The 23740-nt window shown below is 41.1% G+C and carries 35 protein-coding genes and 2 pseudogenes; 3 read left to right on the top strand and 34 right to left on the bottom strand.

The window, feature by feature from the left end:
- The first annotated feature begins 117 nt into the window (after positions 1-117).
- Positions 118-679: pseudogene (locus H6F32_RS07665) on the top strand (Uma2 family endonuclease).
- A gap of 463 nt (positions 680-1142) precedes the next feature.
- Here H6F32_RS07665 and H6F32_RS07660 read toward each other — a convergent pair.
- From H6F32_RS07660 to rpsP, 3 genes are all read right to left on the bottom strand, one after another.
- Positions 1143-2096 carry a PhoH family protein gene (locus H6F32_RS07660; protein ID WP_190368733.1) on the bottom strand — a complete coding sequence of 318 codons (954 nt, stop codon included), beginning with the start codon at positions 2094-2096 and terminating at the stop codon, positions 1143-1145.
- 110 nt (positions 2097-2206) lie between these two features.
- Positions 2207-2617, bottom strand: coding sequence for a KH domain-containing protein (locus H6F32_RS07655; RefSeq protein WP_395939582.1), 411 nt, complete (start codon positions 2615-2617; stop codon positions 2207-2209).
- On the bottom strand, positions 2592-2858 hold the full coding sequence (rpsP, locus tag H6F32_RS07650; protein ID WP_190368731.1) for a 30S ribosomal protein S16: 267 nt from the start codon (positions 2856-2858) through the stop codon (positions 2592-2594). Before rpsP ends, H6F32_RS07655 begins: the two co-directional genes overlap by 26 nt.
- A gap of 250 nt (positions 2859-3108) precedes the next feature.
- Here rpsP and H6F32_RS07645 point away from each other — a divergent pair.
- Positions 3109-3291: pseudogene (locus tag H6F32_RS07645) on the top strand (transposase); the annotation flags it as partial.
- 582 nt (positions 3292-3873) lie between these two features.
- Here H6F32_RS07645 and prfA read toward each other — a convergent pair.
- The 31 genes from prfA to rplC form a co-directional block, all read right to left on the bottom strand.
- Positions 3874-4971: a peptide chain release factor 1 gene (gene prfA / locus H6F32_RS07640; RefSeq protein WP_190368730.1), complete on the bottom strand. Its 1098-nt coding sequence runs from the start codon at positions 4969-4971 to the stop codon at positions 3874-3876.
- 122 nt (positions 4972-5093) lie between these two features.
- Entirely contained in the window at positions 5094-5327 is a 234-nt protein-coding gene (gene rpmE / locus H6F32_RS07635; RefSeq protein WP_190368729.1) for a 50S ribosomal protein L31, read from the bottom strand.
- Positions 5328-5467: 140 nt separating this feature from the next.
- Positions 5468-5884: a 30S ribosomal protein S9 gene (gene rpsI, locus H6F32_RS07630; RefSeq protein WP_190368780.1), complete on the bottom strand. Its 417-nt coding sequence runs from the start codon at positions 5882-5884 to the stop codon at positions 5468-5470.
- Positions 5885-5891: 7 nt separating this feature from the next.
- Positions 5892-6344, bottom strand: a complete 453-nt coding sequence (gene rplM / locus H6F32_RS07625; RefSeq protein ID WP_190368728.1) for a 50S ribosomal protein L13 — start codon at positions 6342-6344, stop codon at positions 5892-5894.
- An 85-nt stretch (positions 6345-6429) separates the two neighbouring features.
- The gene (truA, locus tag H6F32_RS07620) at positions 6430-7272 is read right to left on the bottom strand and encodes a tRNA pseudouridine(38-40) synthase TruA (RefSeq protein ID WP_190368779.1); all 843 of its coding nucleotides are present in this window, start codon (positions 7270-7272) and stop codon (positions 6430-6432) included.
- Positions 7273-7356: 84 nt separating this feature from the next.
- Complete coding sequence (gene rplQ / locus H6F32_RS07615) at positions 7357-7707, bottom strand: 50S ribosomal protein L17 (RefSeq protein ID WP_190368727.1); 351 nt, start codon at positions 7705-7707, stop codon at positions 7357-7359.
- A gap of 55 nt (positions 7708-7762) precedes the next feature.
- Positions 7763-8710 (bottom strand): DNA-directed RNA polymerase subunit alpha, encoded by a 948-nt coding sequence (locus H6F32_RS07610; protein ID WP_190368726.1) that lies wholly within the window; start codon positions 8708-8710, stop codon positions 7763-7765.
- Between the two features lie 162 nt (positions 8711-8872).
- Positions 8873-9268, bottom strand: coding sequence for a 30S ribosomal protein S11 (gene rpsK / locus H6F32_RS07605; RefSeq protein WP_190368725.1), 396 nt, complete (start codon positions 9266-9268; stop codon positions 8873-8875).
- A 54-nt stretch (positions 9269-9322) separates the two neighbouring features.
- Positions 9323-9703 carry a 30S ribosomal protein S13 gene (gene rpsM, locus H6F32_RS07600; RefSeq protein ID WP_190368724.1) on the bottom strand — a complete coding sequence of 127 codons (381 nt, stop codon included), beginning with the start codon at positions 9701-9703 and terminating at the stop codon, positions 9323-9325.
- 140 nt (positions 9704-9843) lie between these two features.
- Entirely contained in the window at positions 9844-9957 is a 114-nt protein-coding gene (gene rpmJ / locus H6F32_RS07595; RefSeq protein ID WP_190368723.1) for a 50S ribosomal protein L36, read from the bottom strand.
- A 113-nt stretch (positions 9958-10070) separates the two neighbouring features.
- A complete protein-coding gene (gene infA / locus H6F32_RS07590; protein ID WP_006276978.1) occupies positions 10071-10295 on the bottom strand; it encodes a translation initiation factor IF-1 in 225 nt (74 codons plus the stop codon).
- A 235-nt stretch (positions 10296-10530) separates the two neighbouring features.
- A complete protein-coding gene (locus H6F32_RS07585) occupies positions 10531-11085 on the bottom strand; it encodes an adenylate kinase (protein WP_190368722.1) in 555 nt (184 codons plus the stop codon).
- Positions 11085-12398 (bottom strand): preprotein translocase subunit SecY, encoded by a 1314-nt coding sequence (gene secY, locus H6F32_RS07580; RefSeq protein ID WP_190368721.1) that lies wholly within the window; start codon positions 12396-12398, stop codon positions 11085-11087. The genes H6F32_RS07585 and secY overlap by 1 nt, the downstream gene beginning before the upstream one ends.
- Before the next feature lie 130 nt (positions 12399-12528).
- Complete coding sequence (gene rplO / locus H6F32_RS07575) at positions 12529-12972, bottom strand: 50S ribosomal protein L15 (protein WP_190368720.1); 444 nt, start codon at positions 12970-12972, stop codon at positions 12529-12531.
- Positions 12973-13138: 166 nt separating this feature from the next.
- Positions 13139-13663 (bottom strand): 30S ribosomal protein S5, encoded by a 525-nt coding sequence (gene rpsE / locus H6F32_RS07570; protein WP_190368719.1) that lies wholly within the window; start codon positions 13661-13663, stop codon positions 13139-13141.
- A gap of 17 nt (positions 13664-13680) precedes the next feature.
- Positions 13681-14043 carry a 50S ribosomal protein L18 gene (rplR, locus tag H6F32_RS07565; RefSeq protein WP_190368718.1) on the bottom strand — a complete coding sequence of 121 codons (363 nt, stop codon included), beginning with the start codon at positions 14041-14043 and terminating at the stop codon, positions 13681-13683.
- A gap of 2 nt (positions 14044-14045) precedes the next feature.
- Complete coding sequence (gene rplF / locus H6F32_RS07560) at positions 14046-14594, bottom strand: 50S ribosomal protein L6 (protein ID WP_190368717.1); 549 nt, start codon at positions 14592-14594, stop codon at positions 14046-14048.
- A 112-nt stretch (positions 14595-14706) separates the two neighbouring features.
- Positions 14707-15108 carry a 30S ribosomal protein S8 gene (gene rpsH / locus H6F32_RS07555; RefSeq protein ID WP_190368716.1) on the bottom strand — a complete coding sequence of 134 codons (402 nt, stop codon included), beginning with the start codon at positions 15106-15108 and terminating at the stop codon, positions 14707-14709.
- Positions 15109-15131: 23 nt separating this feature from the next.
- Complete coding sequence (rplE, locus tag H6F32_RS07550; protein ID WP_190368715.1) at positions 15132-15677, bottom strand: 50S ribosomal protein L5; 546 nt, start codon at positions 15675-15677, stop codon at positions 15132-15134.
- A 108-nt stretch (positions 15678-15785) separates the two neighbouring features.
- On the bottom strand, positions 15786-16133 hold the full coding sequence (gene rplX / locus H6F32_RS07545; RefSeq protein WP_242031078.1) for a 50S ribosomal protein L24: 348 nt from the start codon (positions 16131-16133) through the stop codon (positions 15786-15788).
- Positions 16133-16501 carry a 50S ribosomal protein L14 gene (gene rplN, locus H6F32_RS07540; RefSeq protein ID WP_190368714.1) on the bottom strand — a complete coding sequence of 123 codons (369 nt, stop codon included), beginning with the start codon at positions 16499-16501 and terminating at the stop codon, positions 16133-16135. The genes rplX and rplN overlap by 1 nt, the downstream gene beginning before the upstream one ends.
- Before the next feature lie 40 nt (positions 16502-16541).
- On the bottom strand, positions 16542-16793 hold the full coding sequence (gene rpsQ, locus H6F32_RS07535) for a 30S ribosomal protein S17 (protein WP_190368713.1): 252 nt from the start codon (positions 16791-16793) through the stop codon (positions 16542-16544).
- A gap of 8 nt (positions 16794-16801) precedes the next feature.
- Complete coding sequence (gene rpmC / locus H6F32_RS07530; RefSeq protein ID WP_190368712.1) at positions 16802-17023, bottom strand: 50S ribosomal protein L29; 222 nt, start codon at positions 17021-17023, stop codon at positions 16802-16804.
- A 3-nt stretch (positions 17024-17026) separates the two neighbouring features.
- Positions 17027-17452: a 50S ribosomal protein L16 gene (rplP, locus tag H6F32_RS07525; RefSeq protein WP_190368711.1), complete on the bottom strand. Its 426-nt coding sequence runs from the start codon at positions 17450-17452 to the stop codon at positions 17027-17029.
- 85 nt (positions 17453-17537) lie between these two features.
- A complete protein-coding gene (gene rpsC, locus H6F32_RS07520) occupies positions 17538-18296 on the bottom strand; it encodes a 30S ribosomal protein S3 (RefSeq protein ID WP_190368777.1) in 759 nt (252 codons plus the stop codon).
- A gap of 95 nt (positions 18297-18391) precedes the next feature.
- Entirely contained in the window at positions 18392-18745 is a 354-nt protein-coding gene (gene rplV, locus H6F32_RS07515; RefSeq protein WP_190368710.1) for a 50S ribosomal protein L22, read from the bottom strand.
- Between the two features lie 83 nt (positions 18746-18828).
- Complete coding sequence (gene rpsS / locus H6F32_RS07510) at positions 18829-19107, bottom strand: 30S ribosomal protein S19 (RefSeq protein ID WP_190368709.1); 279 nt, start codon at positions 19105-19107, stop codon at positions 18829-18831.
- A 105-nt stretch (positions 19108-19212) separates the two neighbouring features.
- Entirely contained in the window at positions 19213-20076 is an 864-nt protein-coding gene (gene rplB / locus H6F32_RS07505) for a 50S ribosomal protein L2 (protein WP_190368708.1), read from the bottom strand.
- 30 nt (positions 20077-20106) lie between these two features.
- Positions 20107-20421: a 50S ribosomal protein L23 gene (locus tag H6F32_RS07500; RefSeq protein ID WP_190368776.1), complete on the bottom strand. Its 315-nt coding sequence runs from the start codon at positions 20419-20421 to the stop codon at positions 20107-20109.
- A complete protein-coding gene (gene rplD / locus H6F32_RS07495; protein WP_190368707.1) occupies positions 20414-21046 on the bottom strand; it encodes a 50S ribosomal protein L4 in 633 nt (210 codons plus the stop codon). Before rplD ends, H6F32_RS07500 begins: the two co-directional genes overlap by 8 nt.
- Before the next feature lie 49 nt (positions 21047-21095).
- Positions 21096-21734: a 50S ribosomal protein L3 gene (gene rplC / locus H6F32_RS07490; protein ID WP_190368706.1), complete on the bottom strand. Its 639-nt coding sequence runs from the start codon at positions 21732-21734 to the stop codon at positions 21096-21098.
- 1435 nt (positions 21735-23169) lie between these two features.
- On the opposite strand from rplC, the gene H6F32_RS07485 reads away from it, so the two are divergent.
- Positions 23170-23646: an NAD(P)H-quinone oxidoreductase subunit N gene (locus tag H6F32_RS07485; RefSeq protein ID WP_190368705.1), complete on the top strand. Its 477-nt coding sequence runs from the start codon at positions 23170-23172 to the stop codon at positions 23644-23646.
- Positions 23647-23740: the final 94 nt, after the last annotated feature.

The following is a 23740-nucleotide window of genomic DNA, read 5'->3' as shown; positions in this document are numbered from 1 at the left end:
TGCAGGGGCGATCGCTTTTTGGGATGTGGAGGTGCGATAGCGCCAGTGCTGACTTGTCAGTTCGTTTTTGTGTGAGAGGGCTGTTAAAATTAAAGAGGTTTGAGAAGGCATAAAGCTATGACTATTGCAGCAATTAAACCCACAACCATCGAAGAATTTTTGCAATTGCCAGAAACAGAACCTGCTTCTGAATTTATTCATGGACAAATCACACAGAAACCTATGCCTCAAGGGGAACATAGCCAACTTCAGATCGATCTATGCGAAACTATTAATCAAATTACTAAACCTCAAAAAATTGCCAAAGCTTTTCCAGAAGTACGCTGTGTTTTTGGTGGGTTAGTGATCGTTCCAGATATAGCTGTATTTCGTTGGGAGCGAATCCCTCTGTTGCCATCAGGACGGATTGCCAATGGTTTTGAAATCCATCCAGCCAGATTGGGCTATTGAAATTCTCTCTCCCGATCAGAGATATAAACAAGTCCTATCCAAATTACTACACTGCGCTGAGTATGGTACTGAGTTGGGTTGGTTGCTTGATCCCGAAGATGCGAGTATTTTAGTAGTAGACAGCGATCGCCGAGTTAGGGAACTTAAAAATAGCGATCACTTACTAGTTCTTACAGGGGTTGAATTAGATATAACTGTTCAAGAAGTATTTAGCTGGTTAAATTTATAACATGATTTATTTTTGTGAATGTGGAAAAGCTCCGTACGAATCGCTTTTTGGGGGATGTAGGAGGTGCGTAAGCGTTGCGCTGCTGCAAGCAGTTCGCTTTTTGGGGAGGTGATAAGTGCGATCGCTTTTCTGTTCTTATTTGCTAAACTAGGAATTATGACAACAGCAATAAAACTTTATGTACTCCATTAGTCCACACCAAAAACTACTGGAAGCGATCACAAACCTTAGTGATCAAAAAATTTCACTTGTTTTACAATTTATTTCATCTTTAGAAACACCCGTTAGCAACTATCAAACTCCACCTAAAACAGTATTAGAAAGAATGGGTGGTTATCCCAAATTTTTATTAATTAATGTTATCACATCCCTGATTTCTGATATTATCAAAAAGTTACAGATAAGCATAACATTAGGTAGATTTTCTAGCCTGATTTCCATCAGATATCTAATAAATAATTGACTATTTTTCATATTGCTCATAAGCTGAAACTATACGCTGCACTAAAGGATGACGCACTACATCTTTTTGCGTAAATTCACACATTGCTATTCCTTCCACGTTTTTTAAAATTCTTAAAGCTACATCTAAACCTGACTGTTGATGAGGTGGTAAGTCTGTTTGTGTCACATCACCAGTAATTACCATCCGCGAATTAAAACCTAATCTAGTTAACACCATTTTCATTTGTGCTGGGGTAGTATTTTGAGCTTCATCAACTATCACAAAGGAATTATTTAAAGTACGTCCGCGCATATAGGCTAATGGTGCTACTTCAATAATTCCCCTTTCCATCAAGTTGGGAACTTTCTCAGGATCTATAAATTCGTTGATAGCATCATATAGTGGTCTTAAATAGGGATTAACTTTTTGTTGTAGGTCTCCCGGCAAGAATCCTAGTCTTTCACCTGCTTCAACGGCAGGACGAGTTAAAATTAAGCGTTCAAATTTATTTGTTAATAGTTCTTTTACAGCTACTACAACAGCTAAATAGGTTTTACCTGTGCCTGCCGGACCTATACAAAATGTTAAGTCTTTTTGACGCAGATAGTCTATATATTTGCGCTGATGGAAGGTTTTAGCCCGAATTTCTAAGCCTCTACGAGTTTTGGCTAGAATATCTTTTTGTAGTTCTTGTAGTTGATCTTCTCTGTGGGTATCCAGGGCTTGACGGGCGGTTAAAATATCAGCACTAGAGATAATATTACCTGTACTCCAGAGGTTTTCTAGCGATCGCACTAATTTAGATGCTAATTCTTTTTGGTTATCTGTACCAGAAATGAATAATTCTTGTCCGCGCAAAACCATGTTAGCTCCTGTTTGTTGCGATAGGAGTTTGAGATTTGCTTCACTATATCCTGCTAGAGCGATCGCGCTGCTAGTATCTGGCAGTGTAATTTTTATATCTCCTAGCATAGTTTTGTAATTGTGTACTTTTGGATAATTTTAGCTATCAGCTATCAGCTATCAGCTATTAGTGTTAATCATGATGCCACGGCTGACGGCTGACGGCTGACAGCTAATCTTTAGCGTAAACGTGGTTTAACAATAGGTCTAGAAACATTATTGCTACGCCTTTCTCTTGATCTTGGAGGTGATGTACGCTCTTCTTGTTCTTCATCAAAAGACATACTATCCCGACTGGAATTGTTGCCATATATATCCAAATATACCGACTGTCCAGCCATTTCTGCTGCTGCTGCAATTACTGTACGAATTGCCTGAATGTTTCTTCCTCCCCGTCCAAATACTTTTCCTTTGTCTGTACTGTCAAAGGCAATGCGAATCCAAGCGCGTTTTAATGCATGGGACATTTCACAATCAACACTTAAAGAGTCTGGATATTCTAAAAACGGCTGTACAAGAAACTTTACGAGTCCAATATAGTTAGGACCCGTTGGAGGTGTAATATCAAACTTGTGATGCGGTTGTTGCACTGACCTGTTCAAAAACGTTAGCTTTTACAAGGATACGACGGACTGTATCGGTTGGTTGAGCGCCTTGTTGCAGTCGCTTGACGATACCAGGAACATCTAATTTTACTTCATCAGTTCTAGGGTTATAAAAACCTAGTTCTTCTAACGGACGACCATCACGACGAGACAGGCTTTTAATAGCAACAATGCGGTAGCTTGCTTCGCGCTTTTTACCAAATCGCTTTAGGCGCAGTTTGATCATGTTGAGAAATTTTGCTCCTGTTTATTATGATTTATGTATTTTGTAACTGTTTATTCAAGAAGTCACTGGGATAAATTGCCTAAGTTAAAAACTTCTGGCACTAAAATGACCATTATAGCATACCTGGGCATTAACCACAATTGCAGAAGTGTTGAATGTTAGGAAAAAATTAAAAAAAGTGCCATAATTTGATATAATTTAGGAAGATATAGGCAAAAAATAATTAAATTACGCTCTCAAATAATTTCCCATAAGTGATCAGAAAAATATGGAAATTTACATACAAAGATGGCAAATTGAATTGCTATGGAAATTGTTAAAAATGCACCTAAAGTTAGACAGACTTATGACAAAGAATGAGAATGGAATTAGAATTCAAGTAATTTCCTGTTTAATCAGTTATTTGATATTGCAACTAATAGAAATACCAGAAGTGTTGAATGTTAAGACTTTGATGATACAGCAGTTTCCGTTATTATGAGGTACAGATGTTAATGATAAAACCGTTGTAACACAGGCATACTTCGACAAGCTCAGTACAAGTCTTGCTGTGTTCATAGTGTACCTCATGTAGATGGAATGTGCTGTATTTATTTAGGACTTACGCAAGTGTCACAGTAAAAAATCTGTTCAGTGGGTGCGTCAGATATCAACAATTTGGTTATTTACATGATTTATACTGTCTGACATGGTTAGTGAGCTTGTCGAACCACACCCTACCAATGTGCCAGTTGCGTAAGTCCTGTTATTATCCAATTTGTGCATTAATGATACTAAATTTGAGCAGTTAATAACTCTATTCTCAATAGACAAGGGATTTTAGCTGGGTAAAACGCAAAGATTGTAAAGTTTTATTGCAGGATTTAAAACTTCTGGGTTATCAGTTTTTATAACTAAAGCATCATGAGAATAGCTTTTCCTAGATGGCAGTTTAGTGGTAGACAATGGTTATAAATTCTCAGTAAAGTGCGTTTGCAAAGCGCGACGCACAATTTACTATTACTAATCCACTGAATTAACTTGCATTACCAGCCGCTAACTCCGCTAAACGTTCTTGTTGATCTTGAGAAATACAAGACTGTATTAAAGTTTCCAGATCCCCTTCTAAAACAGGGTTAAGAGAATAATTTTGACCTAAACGGTGATCAGTAGCGCGGTTATCCTTGTAATTATAAGTACGGATTTTTTCTGAGCGTGAACCTGTACCTACCTGCGATCGCCGCATAGAAGTAACAGCTTCCTGTTGTTCTCGCAACTTGATCTCATACAACTTCGCCCGCAGAATTTGCATCGCCCGTTCCTTATTTTGTAACTGGCTACGCTCTTCTGTACAGAAAATTCTAATTCCCGTCGGTTTGTGCATCAAGTCAACAGCAGTTTCCACCTTGTTCACATTTTGTCCACCAGCCCCACCAGAACGCGCAGTAGTCATTTCAATATCTTTCGGGTCAATATGCACCTCCACATCATCCACTTCTGGCATAATAGCCACTGTAGCTGTAGAAGTATGTACCCTACCCCCTGCCTCTGTTGCTGGTACACGCTGAACACGATGTACACCCGCTTCAAATTTTAACTTACTATAAACACTATCGCCTTGAATTTCCAGAATAACTTCCTTAAAACCGCCCATTTCCCCCAGGGACTCACTGACCAATTTTACTCGCCAACCCTGACTATCAGAATAGCGAGAATACATCCTTAATAAGTCACCCGCCCAGATACTAGCCTCATCACCGCCAGTACCCGCCCGAATTTCCAACATAATGTTTTTATCATCATTAGGATCACGGGGTAAAAGTAAAATCTTTAACCGTTCTTCCAGAAACTCTAACTTGTCTTCCAACTCCTTCACTTCCAAAGCAGCCATTTCTTGCAACTCTGGATCACTATTAGACTCTTTTTGTACCTGACGCGCACCAATTAACTCTTCTTGGGCGGTTTTCCAAGTCTCATAAGTATTCACCACCTCTTCCAAAGAAGAGCGAGACTTAGCAATTTTTTGGTACTCATCGGGGTTACTAGCCGTATCAGGATCAGCTAGACGACGAGTTAATTCATGAAAAGTTTGTTCAACAGATTTTAACTTCTCCAGTAAATATGATTCTGCCATAATTTCTGCGATCGCTCCTTAAAAAATAACAAAATTGGCTCAAGCATTAAATGACAAGCGGTAGGGGTTTAGCAATGCTTTACCCCTACACAGGATCGTCGTAAACAGCTACAGCCAACCAGCTACTTTTTATTTTTATCGCCCTGTTCGCTAGACATACCATACTTACGGAGGAAGCGTTCTACGCGACCTTCAGTATCAATCATCTTCTGAGTACCAGTGTAAAATGGGTGGTTTCCAGACCATACATCTACGTGCAGTTCAGGCTTTGTTGAACCCACAGTCATTACTACTTGACCGTTACAGTAAACTTTTGCTTCTGGATACCACTGGGGATGAATATCAGGTTTAGCCATTGTTCCTTTTGTGGTGTATTGCTATGAAAATTATAACAGATAGTATTGATCACGATACTATCACTAAGTGCGGAGTGCGGGGTGCAGAGTGAAAATTCTGAACCGCTAGGTCTGCGTAGCGTCTCCTGACTCCTAAAAAACTAACGTTTCGAGTATTGAGGAGCTTTACGAGCCTTATGTAGACCGTATTTCTTCCGTTCTTTAGCACGAGGATCACGGGTTAAATAACCTTCTGTCTTTAAAGGAGAACGGTTATCTGGATCTATTTCGCATAAAGCACGCGCTACACCTAAACGAATAGAGTCCGCTTGTCCAGTTAAACCGCCGCCCACAGCTTTAACGAGAATATCATACTCGTTTTCTAATCCCAAGGTTTCTAAAGGTCCTTTGATTAGTCCTAAGTAGTTGGCATTGAATTGGAAATATAATTCTCCATCTTTGCCATTTACAGTCAATTTTCCTTCACCGGGGACTAACCGTACACTAGCCACTGCGGACTTACGACGGCCTGTACCCCAGTACACAGCGCGACCACTTTTCGCTTCTGCTGTTTTCACCATAACTTTAGTTTTCTCCAGGAATTGTATTAATGTTCAGTTCTTTGGGTTTTTGCGCTGCGTGGGGATGGGTAGGACCTGCGTAAACCTTGAGTTTAGTAAATAATTCTTTACCTAAACTATTTTTGGGTAACATCCCTTTCACAGCGTGTTCGATAATTCTTTCGGGTACACGCTGCTGAACCTTAGCAAATGTCTCTGTTTTCATCCCACCAGGACGGCCAGAATGACGACGGTACAGTTTTTGGGTACGTTTTTTACCCGTAACTGCTACTTTATCAGCATTCACTACTATTACAAAATCCCCTGTATCTAAATGGGGAGTATATTCGGCCTTTTTTTTACCACGTAAGATCATGGCAATTTCACTGGCCAAGCGGCCTAGACGTTTATCGGTAGCATCTACTACATACCAGTCACGCACAATCGCGTCCACGGGAGGAAGGTAGGTTTTACTCATGGTTATGTTTTCTTTGTCTGTTGTTTTTTCCGTTATCAGTTAATGGGGTATAGAGTACGGGGTGCGGCATAATTATTTATAACTGTCACCTGTTAACTGCTTGATTACCAAATAATAAGTTTGGTTGAGTGTCATACCAAATTTCCGAGGGAAAGGGAAAATCAGGATAGCCAACTCTTAATAAGCATAAACCTTGGGATGGAGCAGCATATTTTACTTCCTCCCGGCGTTCTTGTTGCCAAATTTCCGTAAAATTCCCTAAACTTCTCGCTCCCGAACCTACTTCTACCACCATTCCTATTAATAGTCGTACCATGCCATATAAAAATCCATTTGCTTGAATTTCAATATGAATTACTGGACCTTGACGACTACATTCCACTGCTTGTATTTCTACCCAGGAGTGCTTTCTGGCTGATCCAGCACGATGGAAAGCTGCTAAATGGTGTTTTCCTAGCAGTGGTGTTAAAGCGGATTTTATTAAGGTTTCATCCAACGGTGCATAATAATAATGCCAACTGAAAGGTTGTAAGAATAAATTCGCTAACTGTTCAGTGTATATTGTATAGCGATAGCGACGATATATAGCACTAAATCGAGCGTGCCAATTATCGCTCACACCCGCAGAAGCCCTAATTAATATATCCGGGGGCAAACGGCTGTTGAGAATTTTTGCCCATCTGTGAGCTGGTATTAAACCTGTAGCTTGAAAATGGGCAACCTGAGCAGCAGCATGAACTCCAGCATCAGTTCTCCCCGCACCATGTAAGGTGACATGATGCCCTAAAACCTCAGCGATCGCCCTTTCTATCTCTTCTTGAACACTACGCTGTCCTTTTTGTCGTTGCCATCCATGAAAATGAGTGCCTAGATACTGAATGACCAAGGCTACTTTTTGACTCTTTCCACGATCCTGGCTGACTAACATCAAGGTAGTTTTTCTTTGTGCGTTTGTCAATTTTGCATTAATTACAAATTGTATTTAATACAGTATAGTTAAAACTAATACAGTTTAAACCAATTCAATAATTGCCATGGGCGCATTATCACCACGACGGGGTACTGTATGTAATATACGAGTATATCCACCTTTACGATCAGCATAGCGAGTAGGAGCTTGTTCAAACAGGGCATGAACTAGGGTTTTATCGTAAATATACCCTAAAGCCTTTCTCCGTGCTGCCAAAGAACCCTCTTTAGCTAGAGTGATCATTTCTTCTACTTCTTGACGTAATACTTTAGCTTTCATTAAAGTAGTAGTAATCCGACCATGACGCACCAACTCTGTAGTTAAAGCTCTCAATAAAGCTTTACGTTGATCTGTGGGACGATTTAGTTTTTTAACTCGGCAACGATGACGCATAACAAAGGAATAATGAATTATTAACAATTGGTAATCATTTAACAACTAGCTTAAACTAGCTACTTTTAGAACTTCTTTCTGGAGGTAAAGTAATTCCTAGTCGTCGCTGTAAAGCCTCTACCACCTCTTCTGCTGACTTTTGACCAAAGTTTTTAATTTCTAACAGGTCTTCTTGGGTATAATCCAATAAATCAGCCACAGAATTAACTTGAGCGCGTTTTAGGCAGTTATAAGCCCGAACAGATAGCTGTAATTCCTCAATAGGAATTTGTGCGGTAGGATCATCAGGGATATGTGAACCCATATCACTAGGTTCAAGAGAGATATCTTTGAGAGGATTAAATAAATCTACCAAAATACTGGCCGCAGATGATAGTGCTTCCTGTGGTGATACGCTGCCATTTGTCCATAGTTCTAAAAGTAATCTGTCTTTAGCCCTAGAAGCATCACCGCGAGACTCTTCAACCGTATAGTTGACCTTTTTCACCGGCATAAACACCGAGTCAATTTGTAAAAAATCTAACGATGTCGCCTCTTCTCTACCTTTTTCTACAGTACGATAGCCTTTACCACGCTCAATTCTAAACTCCATTTCCAGTTTTCCACCTTCAGCAACGGTGGCAATATACTGAGTTGGATCAATTACTTCTACTTCGCTAGGTAAATCAAAATGTGCCACTGTCACAGTTGCAGGTCCGTTTACAAGTAAACGACCTATTTGGGGTTGAGAAGAATAACTCTTGAGAATAACATCCTTCATGCGCATGAGGATTTCTAGTACATCTTCTCTCACACCGGGAACTGTGGCAAACTCATGAGTAACGCCAGCAATTCTCACTGCTGTTACTGCTGTTCCTTCTAGGTTAGAAAGTAAAACCCGTCGTAATGCATTTCCAACTGTTGTTCCTTGTCCACGCTCTAGTGGTTCAAGAACAAACTTGCTGTAATAGCTTCGACTTTCTTCAGCATTAGATTCTACACATTCAATTTGAAATTGCGCCACGGAGTAGCCTCCCTCACTTCGTAAAGTCAAAAGTCAAAAGTCAAAAGTCAAAAGTCTGTTAACTGTTGACTGTTGACTGTCACCTGTCACCTGTGTCACCTGTGTCACCCATCACCTGTCACCTGTGTCACCCATCACCTGTTCACTGTCAGATGAGAAAATTTAAACTCGACGACGTTTGGGGGGACGGCAACCGTTGTGAGGAATGGGGGTAATATCACGAATGAGGGTAATTTCTAAACCTGCGCCTTGTAAAGCCCGAATAGCGGTTTCTCTACCAGCACCAGGTCCGCTTACCATCACCTGAATTTGTCGCATACCTTGATCAATTGCTCTTCTGGCGGCACTTTCTGCAGCAGTTTGGGCGGCAAAAGGGGTTCCTTTTTTCGCGCCTTTAAATCCGCTAGAACCAGCACTAGCCCAAGAAATCACATCTCCATTTTGATCGGTGATGGTAACAATGCTATTGTTGAATGTAGACTGGATATAAGCAACGCCGTTAGGTACGTTCCGCTTCTGCTTTTTACTCCCGGTTTTTTTTGTTGGTTGTCTGGCCATATTTCTTTGGTAAATTTAAGATAAGACTTGCTAATAAGAGCAAGTTGAACGTTTTTATTTGCCAGGGGCTTTCTTCTTACCAGCCACTGTCTGTCTTCTACCGCGTCTGGTTCTAGCATTAGTGCGGGTTCTTTGTCCACGCACTGGTAAACCCATCCGGTGTCTTCTTCCTCTATAGCAGCCGATATCAATTAAACGCTTGATATTCAAGCCTTCTAAACGACGTAAATCTCCTTCAACCTGATAGTTGCTTTCAATTTCGCCTCTCAATGCTGCTAAGTCCGCATCACTTAGGTCTTTTACGCGGGTATCTGGATTAACTCCGGTAGCTGCAATTATATCTTGCGCTCTGGATAAACCAATTCCGTAGATGTATGTCAGACCAATTTCAATCCGCTTATCGCGTGGTAGGTCTACTCCGGCAATACGTGCCACAATTAATATCTCCCTATTGTTTTCACAATTGCATTTGGTTAAACGTAACCCGGGTCACGTTTTTATGTTTCTAAGTTGTGCTGATTAATTTTATCAAGATATAATATCTTTTTTACTTGTTCAAATCAGCTTTTTTTGTGTTATCCTTGGCGTTGTTTGTGCTTGGGGTTTTCACAAATCACCATCACGCGACCACGACGTTTGATCACGCTGCACTTATCACAGATTTTTTTGACAGAGGCTCTTACTTTCATGCCTTTTAAAATTGACTCCAAATAGTAAATTATAGCATTTCTACAGAAAATATTGTAGTTTTGTGACTGGAAAAGACCAGTGGAGGATTTATGGTAAGATTTTTTACATAGATTTATTTTTTCCGTAGGCGATAGGTAATTCTACCTTTGGTCAAGTCATAGGGGGTTAATTCCACTTTGACGCGATCGCCTGGTAAAATCTTAATGTAATTACGGCGAATCTTACCAGAAATATGTGCTAGAACGTTAAAGCCGTTGTCTAAATCTACCCGGAACATAGCATTAGGCAACGACTCGGTGACAGTTCCTTCCATTTCTATCAAATCTTGCTTAGACAAGTGTTTTCCTCAACTCAACAGTTTTTCATGATGCTGTTATACTTTCCTGGTATTTAAGAACATATTTGGAGAAAAATATCAACAGTTTATTAATATATCTTAGCTAAAATTTGCTACTAGGCTATGATTTGTGGAAAAGGTGACTGGATGGAATAGGGCGCAAATTAATTCAAACTAATTATTGAAACTAATTATTATATGCCCAATTACCTATTACCAACCACCTATCACCGTTTTAATGAGCTATGATGTTTTGTAAAACTGTGGCAACTTCTTCTGGTGGGTGATTACCATTAACAGATATTAGTTGTTGAAGATGGGTATAATAAGCAATTAAAGGAGCGGTTTCATCACGATAAATATCGAGACGATGACGGATCACCTTTTCCTCATCATCCTTTCTACCTCTAGCTAATAAGCGGGTAATTACAACATCATCAGGAGCATCAAGGTTAATGACCTTAACATCACCTTGTTTATTTTCTGCTAGTAACTGACCCAAAAACTCTGCTTGGCTTACTTTACGGGGAAAGCCATCCAAAATCCAGCCGACTTCTGCATCAGGCTGTTGTAAACGTTCCTGAACCATATCCTGGACGAGATCATCAGGAACTAAATCGCCAGCATCCATATAGGCTTGTGCTTTTATGCCTAAAGGAGTTTGGTCTTTGGTAGCTTGACGTAAAATATCACCCGTAGAAATATGGGGAATGTGCAAAAAATCAGCCAAGGTTTTTGCTTGAGTTCCTTTCCCTGCACCTGGTGGCCCCAAGAAGATTAATCGCGTCACTATTGTTTCACCATTCCTTCATAGCGTTGAGAGATAACGTAGGTTTGAATTTGCTTGGCTGTATCTATAGCCACACCTACTAGAATCAATAAAGAGGTAGCTCCCAAACCTTTAAAAGTGGGGACATTTAAGGTACTTTCAATGGCTGTGGGAATAATGGCCACTAAACCTAAGAACAGAGAACCTAACAAAGTCAATCGGTTGCTAACACGCTCAATATATTCACTAGTAGCTTTACCAGGGCGGATACCAGGGATACTAGAACCCATTTTCTTTAAATTTTGCGCCACATCTACGGGATTCAAAATTAATGAAGAATAGAAATAGCTAAAGAAAATAATGGCGATCATGTAGACTAAAGCATAAACCCAAGCACCGGAACCTCCAGGAGTGAGATAGGTATTTACAATCGTGGAAAGTTCCTGGTTCTTAGTAAAATTAGCCAGCAGCAAAGGCAAACTCAGCATGGCTGCGGCAAAAATGATTGGCATCACACCACCTTGATTCAACCGTAAAGGTAGAAAACTGCGTTGTTCTGCCAATACTCTACGTCCTACCTGACGACGTGCAGAAATAACGGGTATTCGGCGCATTCCTTCCTGAACAAAGACAATACCTACAATAGTCAGTAGGAAAACCAATATCAGGACAACAACACGACCTACTATTTCTCTACCCCCTGATTGCACTAAGTCAATGGTATCACCTAAAGATTTTGGTAAAGAAGCGACAATATTGACAAAAATCAATAAAGATGCACCATTACCTATACCCCGTTCTGTGATCAGTTCCGAAGCCCACATCACGAACATTGAACCTGCTGTGAGAGCGATCGCTGTTTCTGCCACAAATACAGGACCTGGGTTTAAAGCAAATTGTTGGAGGTATAATGCGGAAAAAGCCACACTTTGAACAATTGCCCAGCCCACAGTGACATACCGTGTAATTTGGGATATTTTCCGGCGACCAGCCTCACCTTCATTTTTTTGTAAATTTTCTAAAGATGGAATAGCCGCAGTCAATAATTGGATAATAATGGAGGCATTAATAAAGGGTAAAATCCCCAAAGCGAAGACACCCAAAGTAGACAGTCCTCGTCCAGAGAAGATATCCAATAAACCAAAGATAGAATTATTATTCTCTATCGCCTTTGCAAATGTAGGTCTATCAATACCTGGAACTGGTAGAAATATACCCAGACGTACCAAAATTAAAATACCGACAGTTACAAGCAGCCTACCCCTGAGTCCGGCTGCCTGCGCCATCTGCATAAAAGTTTCTTGAGCCGTTGGAGCTTTGTCTCGACTGATCATAAATTGTACCTGTGTAAGTAATCAGCTATCAGATATCAGCCGTTCGTAATCAGTTATCAGCTTTTATGATTTTAATGATTCAAAGTTAGAGGCTTATGGCTGAAAGCTAACGGCTGATAGATGACATCCTTTATGCAACTTCACAACTGCCACCAGCCGCCTCAATTTTAGCGCGAGCCGAGCCAGTAAAAGCGGCAGCTTTCACTTTCAGAGGAACAGTCAATTCGCCATTACCCAAGATTTTCAGTTGACCTTTGCAAGCAGTGAGAATACCTGCTGCTAACAAAGAATCTACAGTTACTTCTGAGTGAGGAGGTAAACTAGACAATTTCTCTACATTAATCGTAGTGTAAATTTTGCGGTTAATCAGGGGGAAACCTTTAAGTTTAGGTATCCGACGGTATAAAGGTTGTTGACCACCTTCAAAACCAGGGCGGGTACTACTACCAGAACGAGATTTTTGTCCCCGCATCCCTAAACCAGCACTCGCACCTTGTCCTGCAGAAATACCTCTACCTACACGCTTACGACGTTTTTTTGAGCCTTTTTGGGGCTTAAGATCATTGAGTCTCATTTTACTTTTGGATTTTTAGATTTTGGATTTTTAAGTTGTCACAGGGAGTACGGGGTGCGGAGTAGGGGAGCAGAGGAAAAAATTCTGGATTGTGTATTATTCTTTATTCTGACTCCTGACTTCTTGATCTCCTGACTCCTGACTCCTGACTCCTGCTACCAGTACCTTAAATATAGAGTTTCTCAATGCTAACACCACGATCTTCAGCCACTTCTGTTAAGGTTCGTAGTGTGGACAAAGCATTAACGGCTGCTCTAGCATTATTTAAAGGATTATTAGAACCCAACTGTTTAGCAAGAATGTTTTTTACTCCTGCTAACTCTAATACAGTACGTACCGCACCACCAGCAATTACACCTGTACCTGGTGCAGCAGGGCGCATAATTACTTTGGCACCACCACCAATACCATTGATAGGATGAGGAATGGAGTTAGCTTTAGTAATAGGGATATCAATGAGGTGTTTTTTGCCATCGGCCACACCTTTTTTCACTGCCCCAATTACGTCAGAAGCCTTACCAACACCCACACCTACCTGGCCGCGTTCGTTGCCAACAACGACAATAGCCCGGAAGCTCAGTTTTTTACCACCCTTAACCACTTTACTAACGCGGCGAATTTGGATCACTCGCTCTTGCCAAGTAGTTTCTTCTTTCTTTGCACGGGTCTGCTTACGACGACCGCTTACCATAAATTTCTGCTCTCCTGTTAGAAATCTAAACCTGCTTCTCGTGCAGCTTCAGCCAATGCCTTAATACGACCATGATACAAGTTGCCACCACGATCAAAAACCACCTTGGTGATACCTTTTTCTAGGGCGCGAACAGCTACTAATTTACCTACTTGAGCAGAAGCATCACAATTAGCGCCAGTACTGATTTTTGCTTTTATTTCTGGTTCTACGGTGGAAGCTGCTACTATAGTATGCTGTTTAGTATCATCTATCACTTGAGCGTAAATATGCTCGTTAGAGCGGAATACTGCTAAACGGGGACGTTCGGGAGATCCGTTAACTTTTCCGCGCACGCGCCGATGACGACGCTGTTTTGATTCTCTGCGAGTAAGTCTCATGTTTATTTCTTACCACCCTTACCAGTCTTACCAGCTTTACGTCTAACTACTTCGCCAGAATAGCGAATACCCTTGCCTTTGTAAGGCTCTGGCGGACGAACGGCGCGAATTTTCGCTGCTGTGTTACCGACTATTTCCTTGTCATAGCCACTAACTACGACGTTAGTAGTACCCTCAACAGCAAACTGAATACCTTCTGGGGGTTCAATATGTACTTGATGGCTATAACCCATGTTTAAAACCAGGTTACGTCCCTGAACTTGGGCGCGATAACCTACCCCTTGAATTTCCAACCGACGTTGAAAACCTTGGGACACTCCTTCTACCATGTTGGCCACTAGGGTGCGGCTCAAACCATGCATTTGTCTGGAGGTACGAGTATCATCACGACGAGTGACGAGTAATGTTTCCCCTTCTTGAGTAACTGTGACTTGGGTGGGTAAGCTGCGAGAAAGTTCTCCTTTGGGACCTTTCACTGATACGCTTGCGCCATCAATAGTTACTTGTACTTTAGCGGGAATACTAATTGGACGTTTACCAATACGAGACATGACTTAAATTTTGTCCTTTATAACAGAGGAAAGGGGAGTCGGGGGTTGGGAGTCGGTAGAAACAATTAAAATTGTACTTGCCACCTCTTGCCTATCACCTATCACCTCTTTCTTACCAAACATAACAAAGCACTTCGCCGCCTACGTTTTGACGGCGGGCTTCGCGGTCTGTCATAATTCCACTGGATGTGGAAATAATAGCGATACCAATTCCACCTAATACTCTTGGTAAATCTTTACGATTGGAATAAACCCGCAATCCTGGTTTACTCACTCGCTTTAAGGCTCTGATTAGGGGTTGACGGTTTTTACCTTTGTATTTCAGAGAAATTACTAGGTTGGTTTTTATCCCTTCTCCTGCTTCTTTTACATCCGCAATGAAGCCTTCTTCCTGTAGCACTTTAGCTATACTACGAGTCATCCTTGTTGCAGGCACTTCAGTGGTTTGGTGCCTTGCCATGTTGGCATTGCGGATGCGCGTTAGCATATCTGCAATTGTGTCCTGTGCCGCCATCGTTTCCTCTTTAGATGAACTGATTAATCACGAAAAGGCATTCCCATTTCTTTCAGCAAAGCTCTGCCTTCTTCGTCGCTGTTTGCTGTGGTAATAATTGATATATCCAGACCACGAACTTGATCAATGCTGTCATATTCGACTTCTGGAAATATTAACTGTTCACGAACTCCCAAGGTATAGTTACCACGCCCATCAAAACTTTTAGGGTTGACTCCACGAAAGTCTCTAATTCTGGGTAATGTGAGGTTGATCAAGCGATCTAAAAAAGCGTACATCCGTTCGCCTCTTAATGTCACCATGATCCCTACGGGCATACCTTGACGAATTTTAAAGCCGGCGATCGCTTTTTTCGCTCTAGTTACCACTGGTTTTTGTCCAGTAATAACCGCAATTTCGTTTAAAGAAGCTTCTAATGATTTGGCATTTTGAGCGGCTTCTCCCAAACCTCTGTTAACAGTTACTTTAATTACTTTTGGTACTTGATGTACGTTGGTATATTGAAACTGTTGAGTTAATTTGGGGACGATGGTTTCTTGATATACGGTTTTTAGTTTTGGTGTGGCCATTTTTTTGTCCTGTGTCCCTGGTCTTGGTCAGGGAATTTTAAAGTCATGCATTCAAAAGCCAAAGATCAAAAGTCAAGATATTATCAAGCACTTACTCACTTTTACTTTTTACTTATCAAGTATCTCGCCAGTTTTCTTGAGCATTCGTACCTTCTTACCTTCGGCGGTAAAAGTATAGCAAACGCGACTAGCAACATTTTGTTTGGTGGAATAGAGCATCACATTAGAACTGTGAATGGGATACTCTTGATTAACTATTTTGCCAGATTCCCCTTCCTGTTGAGGTTTAACGTGCTTAGTTTTGATATTCACACCTTGAACCACAACCTTGCTTTCTTGGGGTAAGGCTTTAATTATTTCACCTACTTTACCCTTATCCTTACCAGCAATAACTTGTACGGTGTCTCCAGTCTTCACGTGCATTTTATGAAAGACTTTGGGTTTTGGTTTTGCCATTACAATACCTCCGGAGCGAGGGAAACTATTTTAGTAAAGTTTTTATCGCGGAGTTCGCGGGCTACAGGTCCAAATACGCGTGTACCTTTGGGGTTGCCCTCTTTGTTAATAATCACGGCGGCGTTATCATCAAAGCGGATACTCATGCCACTATCACGGTTAATTTGTTTGCGGGTACGCACAATTACCGCTTCTACCACATCTGACTTTTTCACAGCCATGTTGGGTTGGGCATCTTTAACAACAGCGATAATGCGATCGCCCACGCCTCCATAACGGCGGTTGCCTGCGCCTAAGACACGGATACACATTAATTTACGCGCTCCGCTATTATCAGCAACATTCAGATAAGATTGGGGTTGAATCACAATTTGTCTCCCGAATAAAGTTGTTAATCAATAACAACAACTACTTACCAGCTTTAGTGGTGAGGATTTCTGTCACTTGCCAACGCTTGGTTTTACTCAAGGGGCGAGTTTCTTGAATACGCACACGGTCTCCCACCTTACAAGAATTTTCTTCATCATGAGCTTTATAGCGTCGAGTTTTGACAACTATTTTCCCATATTTAGGGTGAGGAGCGCGGTTTTCTATGGCTACTACCACAGTTTTTTGCATTTTATCGCTGACTACTAAGCCAACTCGTTCTTTAATTGCCATAATCTCCTTTATTCTGCTTTTGACTCACTAGCGGATATTTTTCGTTCGCCCTCTACTGTCAGTAATTGTGCTAAACGATGGCGAGCGTGTTTAAACAGATGAGGTTTTTGTAATTGTCTGGTAGCTTTTTGTAAGCGTAGTTGAAATAATTGCTTTTTCACGGCAATAATTTCTTCTGCCAGTTTTTCGTCACTTAGTTCTCTTGCTTCTGCAATTTTAGGGAGAGACATAATCTACTCTTGCTCCTCAATCTTAGAGCGCACAATAAATTTAGTTTTAATTGGCAATTTATAAGCTGCCAGTCGCATAGCTTCGCGGGCTATTTCTTCGGTAACACCAGCGATTTCAAACATGATCCGACCTGGTTTAACCACTGCTACCCAAAATTCTGGTGAACCTTTACCAGATCCCATCCGGGTTTCTGCTGGGCGCATTGTTACAGGTTTATCAGGGAAAATACGAATCCAGATTTTACCACCCCGGCGAATATAACGAGTCATTGCCCGACGGGAAGCCTCAATTTGTCTGGAGGTGATCCAGGACGGTTCTTGAGCTTGGAGTCCGAAATCCCCAAAGTTCAGGGTACTGCCACGGGTGGCTAGACCTTCCATTCGTCCGCGTTGTTGTTTGCGGAATTTAGTTCTTTTAGGACTTAACATGGTTTACTGTTTGGTAATTGGTGATTGGTGATTGGTGATTGGTAATTGGTAATTGGTATACCCATTACCCATTACCCATTACCCATTACCCTTCATTAGAACGATCTTCAAATTGCTGACGACGACGTTGTTGACGACGACGGGGTTCACGTTCCCTTTCACGTCCACTGGGTTGAGATAGTGCTTCTTCCTGTCCAGGAATAATTTCCCCTTTAAATATCCACACTTTGATGCCAAGAATACCGTAGATGGTTTTGGCTGTGCAGTAGGAATAGTCAATGTCAGCCCTAAGGGTGTGAAGTGGTACTCTACCTTCACGAGTCCATTCTGTCCGGGCAATTTCTGCACCGTTGAGACGACCACTAACTTGAACTTTAATCCCTTGGACTCCTGCTCTTTGCGCTCTTTGAATTGCTTGACGCACTACGCGACGGAAGGAAACCCGACGTTCTAGTTGTTGGGCAATATATTCAGCAATTAAATAAGCATCAGCATCAACTTTTTGCACTTCCACAACGTTAATGCGAATTTGGCGGTTGCCTCCTAATGCTTCTTGTAGTCCAGTTCGCAGTGATTCAATTCCTTGTCCACCACGTCCTACCACTACACCAGGTCTAGCTGTACGCACTTCCAGGTCAATTTGATCTGCTTTGCGCTCAATTCTCACTTCTGAGATTCCAGCGTTATTTTGAGCATATCTACCTAGTTTTTGCTCGATGTATTGGCGGAGTTTGTGGTCTTCTTTAAGAAGTTCTGGATATTGGTCAGGATCTGCAAACCAGCGAGATTGGTGTTCTTGTGTTATACCCAGTCGAAAGCCAACTGGATGAATTTTCTGTCCCACAAATGCTTCCTCTAAAAATAATTGATAATTGGTGATTGGTAATTGGTGATTGGTAATGGATATTCTTACCTCTGTCACCTGTCACTTATCACTCATTACTCATTACCTGCCGATACAGCCACAGTAATATGACAGGTTGGTTTGCGAATTTGGTAAGCTCTACCTTGTGCTCTAGGTTGAAACCGTTTCAACACCGGTCCTTGATCAGCAAAGGCTTGGGAAATAACCAAACTAGCTCTATCTAAACCAGCATTATGCTCCGCGTTAGCTGCGGCACTTCTGAGAACCTTTAATACAGGTTCACAAGCTCTATAGGGCATAAATTCTAGGATAATTAATGCCTCTCTATAGGTTTTGCCACGAATTTGGTCGAGTACACGGCGGACTTTAAAGGGAGAAATGCGTATGTATCGGGCGATCGCCTTTACTTCTGTAGTTTCTGTTGCCATAATTTGCTCCATTGGGGAGTAGGGAGTAGATATCTAAGTGTTGGGTTTAGCACTGCTAAACCCCTACTGACTCCTTGATCTCCTTATCTCCCTGATTTTTTGTCACTTTTGCCATGACCTCTGTAGGTACGAGTAGGAGCAAATTCTCCTAATTTGTGTCCTACCATTTGTTCATTGACAAATACGGGAACGTGCTGTCTACCGTTATGTACGGCGATGGTATGTCCTACCATCAAGGGGAGAATTGTTGAGGCTCTTGACCAAGTTTTAATTACTTGCTTTTCGTTTTTAGCGTTCAACTTTTCAATTTTTTTGAGTAAATGATCCGCAATAAAGGGACCTTTTTTCAGAGAACGACCCATAGATCAATTTTGAATTTTGGATTTTGGATTAATCGGAACTTACAGAGTGCCAGGTGTGAGGTGAAAATTCTTTATTCTGACTCCTGACTCCTTGATCTCCTGTTTTTAGGACTGACGACCACCGCGACCGCGTTTAGAAGATTTAGGACGACGACGTACAATCAACTTATTGCTGGTTTTCTTGCGTTTGCGTGTTTTTGCTCCTAAAGCTGGTTTACCCCAAGGTGTTACAGGACCTGATCTACCGATAGGCGCTCTACCTTCACCACCACCATGGGGGTGATCCACGGGGTTCATCACGCTTCCTCTAACTTTAGGACGACGACCTTTCCAACGATTCCGTCCGGCTTTACCTGCGCTCAGGTTCATTGCGTCTGTATTACCTACTTGTCCAATTGTCGCGTAGCATTCACAGCGCACCATCCGTACTTCTTTGGAAGGTAATCGCAATGTTACATAATTACCTTCTTTAGCCATTATTTGTGCTGTTGCCCCAGCAGCCCGTACAATTTGTCCACCTTTTCCTGCGGTTAATTCCACGTTGTGAACTTTTGTACCCAGAGGAATATTAGACAGGGGTAAAGCATTACCATCTTGTATGGGAGCGTCTGGTCCAGCGATTACTTTTGTGCCTACGGTTAAACCATTAGGCTGAAGAATATAACGTTTTTCGCCATCTTCATACTCTAACAAGGCAATGCGAGCATTGCGGTTAGGATCGTATTCAATGGCTATAACTGTAGCTGGTATATTTCGCTTATCTCTTTTAAAGTCAATAATGCGATAAAGTCTTTTATGTCCGCCTCCCCGACGACGGCTAGTTATCCGCCCTTGATTATTTCGTCCTTTAGCACGATGAATAGAGACAGTTAGGGATTTTTCTGGCTCGGTTTTAGTAATTTCGGCAAAGTCAGATATTGTAACTTGGCGAGTACTGGGGGTATAAGGGCGATATGAACGAGTACCCATAAGCGATTTTTGATGTTTTGAATTAATCTTTTAAACGTCTGGGAAGAGAATTTTTCTGATGTTATCTTCATCACCTTGGGCAATGGTAACAACCGCTCTCTTATAGTGGGGCTTAAAACCAATAAATCTACCTACACGACGTTTTTTTCGGGGTGGATTAGCAGTGTTAATTTTGACTACTTTCACTGAGAAAATGTCTTCAATGGCCGCTCTGATTTCTGGTTTAGTGGCTTTAGGAGTAACTTCAAATGTGTATTTGTTTTGCTCCATTAATATAGTCGCTTTTTCTGTGAGAATAGGGCGACGCAATAAGTCTGGTAGGTTGCGGGTGTCAATATTACGCACCATAAACCTCCTGAATTTTCTCTAGTGTTGCTGTTGTTACTACAATTTTGTCGGCGTGTAGTATATCGAAAACATTCAACTGATCAGCCGCAATTAGCTTTAATTTTTCAATATTACGGGTTGATAAACTGATGTTTTCTGGGATGTCAGACAAAATCAATAGTGCTTTTTGTTCTGGTTCTACTCCCCATCTAGCTAATGCTGCTACCATTTCTTTGGTTTTGGGGCGTTGTAGTTCGTTGCTAAATTCTTCTACAACTACTATGTCTTCCGCACGACTAATGAATGCTGTCCGCAGAGCCAAACGCCGTTCTTTGCGGTTCATTTTCAGGTTAAATTCTCTGGGTTTTGGTCCAAAGATGACACCGCCACCACGCCATAATGGTGAACGAATAGAACCTGCACGGGCGCGTCCTGTACCTTTTTGTCGCCAGGGCTTGCGACCACCACCACGCACTTCTGAGCGGGTTTTGGTGCTGGCTGTACCTTGACGAGCGTTGGTCATTTGTCTGACAAGGGCGCGGTGTACTATATGTGATGCTGTTTCTGGTCTGGCAACTCGCAGATCAAAGCTGGTTTCTCCAACTTGTTCTCCTTGCCAATTTTTAACTACGCTCTCTACCATCTTTTTGTCCTTTGTCAGCGGTCAGTGGTCTATGTTACTGACTCGGTGATTATTTACTACCAACTTTCTTTGCTGGAACGATGTTCACTAAAGCTCCTGGTTTTCCAGGTATAGCTCCTTTGATTAGTAGTAAGTTCCTTTCTAAGTCTACTTTTACTACTGTCAATTTGCGGATGGTTACTCTTGTACCACCTAAGCGTCCTGCCATCCTTTTCCCGGGATAAACACGACCTGGGGTTGTACCTGCTCCTATTGAGCCAGGTGCTCTATGGTTTTTAGAACCGTGAGACATCGGTCCTCTACCAAAGTTGTTCCGCTTTTGGTTGCCTGCAAAACCACGTCCGATGCTTGTACCAATTACGTCTACTATTTGTCCATCTGTGAAAATGTCTGCTTTAATTTGTTGTCCTAAAGCATAATCTCCAGAACTATCTGTCCGATATTCGTTGAGATGACGTAGGGATGGAGATTGGGATTTGGCTAAGTGCCCTAACATTGGTTTGTTCAATGCTTTGGGTTTAACTTCTCCATAAGCAACTTGAATGGCTGAGTAACCGTCTGTTTGTTTTGTTTTAACTTGGGTAACGGTGCATGGCCCCGCTTGGACGACGGTGATAGGAATAGAAACTCCTGCTTCGTCAAATATTTGGGTCATGCCCAGTTTGGTGCCGAGAATACCTACAGACACAGTTACTGGTTCTCCTTTCTATGTACTGACCTGGAAATTGATGGAAGGTTGAACTTGTTTAACTTCTTTTGAGGTTGGACGCAACCAAATAAGTTTGGACTGACGTTTAACAGTACAAATTCTTGTTGATGTTACAAGTTTTGTCCTTCTTCGTGAATTTGTTTATTTTCACTCACGTTGTGATCTAAACAGGAATAATTGTCTTCTGCTTTAGGAAGTTATTATTTCTGATCTTTATGCAAGGCCTTGATGACTTTGCAATTTGTGCAGCTATGCTTTCGTCCTAGCATTTGCTTTGGCACTTTTGGTTTTCAGCAGGACTTGAGTGGTCTTTAACCATCAGTATCCCATACCTTTTTGCTAACCAACGCTAACAAACGTATAAGTTAAGTTTTACCTTAACTAATGCTTATCAACTCATGCATGAAATACTTTCATGCACTTTACTATTCAACTTGCGCTTGGTTTCTCGCCGTTTTTCACACAAAACAGTTTTAATTAGGTTGCTTAGAGGTTGCTTGTCAGTGCAGAGGCAACTTAAAATCGGGAATTTCACCTGATTCACCTGATTGTTCTGTTATGAGATGATAACGTTGTTTAGTATAGTTGTCAATCCTCAAGTGTAAGTTACCTGTAGTTTTTCAGAGTTTATGCTTGCACTTGATTTGTCCTAAGGCAAATTTTGTAAACTTTGACTCTGGTTATACTATTTGGTCACAATCTAACAATATAATTCATCTGGGAATTTTTGTCTAGTGTTTTTTGGAAAGTTTTGGTTGAGATTTCTATAATTTAGGCTATAGTGCTATTGGTGGAATGGGCTAAGTTTGAATTTGGTTCTGCGCTACATTTGTTTAGACGATTAAAAAATGCACTAGAAAGCGAAAAGATGAATCTCTGAAGCTAGTTAAAGGTTTTGGATTAATAGCTAAATAAACACTTTGTAAAGTGCGATCGCTGGAGATTTAACGCTAAAGAAAAAAATAAGTCTAAAAATGCTGTGAAATATTTGATAGATCATAGTTGGGTACTACTGGGAGTATAACTTATAAAAGTAGTAGTTAAATAGTCAACCTATGCAAACTCAATGTTCACATTTTTATGGCATATAATTCATTTTTTGCAAAAAGTTCCTTACGCATAAAATATATTTTTTGTCAATAGTCACTTTATAAATTGATTTATTTTTACTGATCAAATCTGACACATTCTAGATAAATATGTTGACTATATTGGCTGTAATGCTTGCATAACATAAAGTTGATAATAGTGATGATAGGAAATCTATAAGTTAATTTAACTTAATGTAGAGCTTACGGCGCAATAATAGAAGTATCTCTAGTCAGGAGAGGGCATTTTTATGGTTTCTCTTCTACCCTGTTGCGTAAAATTGGGATAACTAGAATGTTGAATGTCAGTAGAGGAGAGTAGCAAGATGGCGTTAATTACCACTGGTAATGGTTTTATCCGCAATTTGGAGAAATTTGGCGCGTTGGGTGTTTATGCACCTTTAGAGGGCGGTTATGAGGGACGTTATCGTCGTAGGTTAAGGGCTGCTGGTTATCATGATCTTTGCATCACTGCTAGAGGTTTGGGCGATGTGGCTGCTTATTTGATGGATGTTCATGGTGTTAGACCTCCTCACTTGGGTAAAAAAAGCACTAGTAATGGTGCGGCGGTAGGTAATGTATATTATTTACCTCCTATGATTACTTCTCATGTACAACAGTTACCACCTAAGTCTAAGGGTTTGGTATTGTGGATTATTGAGGGTAATATTCTATCTGATCAAGAGGTGGAATATTTGATGAATTTGCCTAAGTTAGAACCCAAGGTTAAAGTAGTAATTGAAAGAGGAGGCGATCGCGTTTTCCGGTGGACTCCTTTGGAAAAAACATTGTTAGCTGGTTAGTCACTGGTCAGTGGTCAGTTGTGGTTTAACTGACTGCTGACTCTGATTGTGATATCAAATCTTTAAAAACTCATAGTATAAATTCAATCAATTT

The sequence above is a fragment of the Anabaena sp. FACHB-1237 genome (genome assembly GCF_014696225.1).
Classification (GTDB): Bacteria; Cyanobacteriota; Cyanobacteriia; order Cyanobacteriales; family Nostocaceae; genus FACHB-1237.
This window is presented reverse-complemented; position numbering and strand designations above follow the sequence as displayed.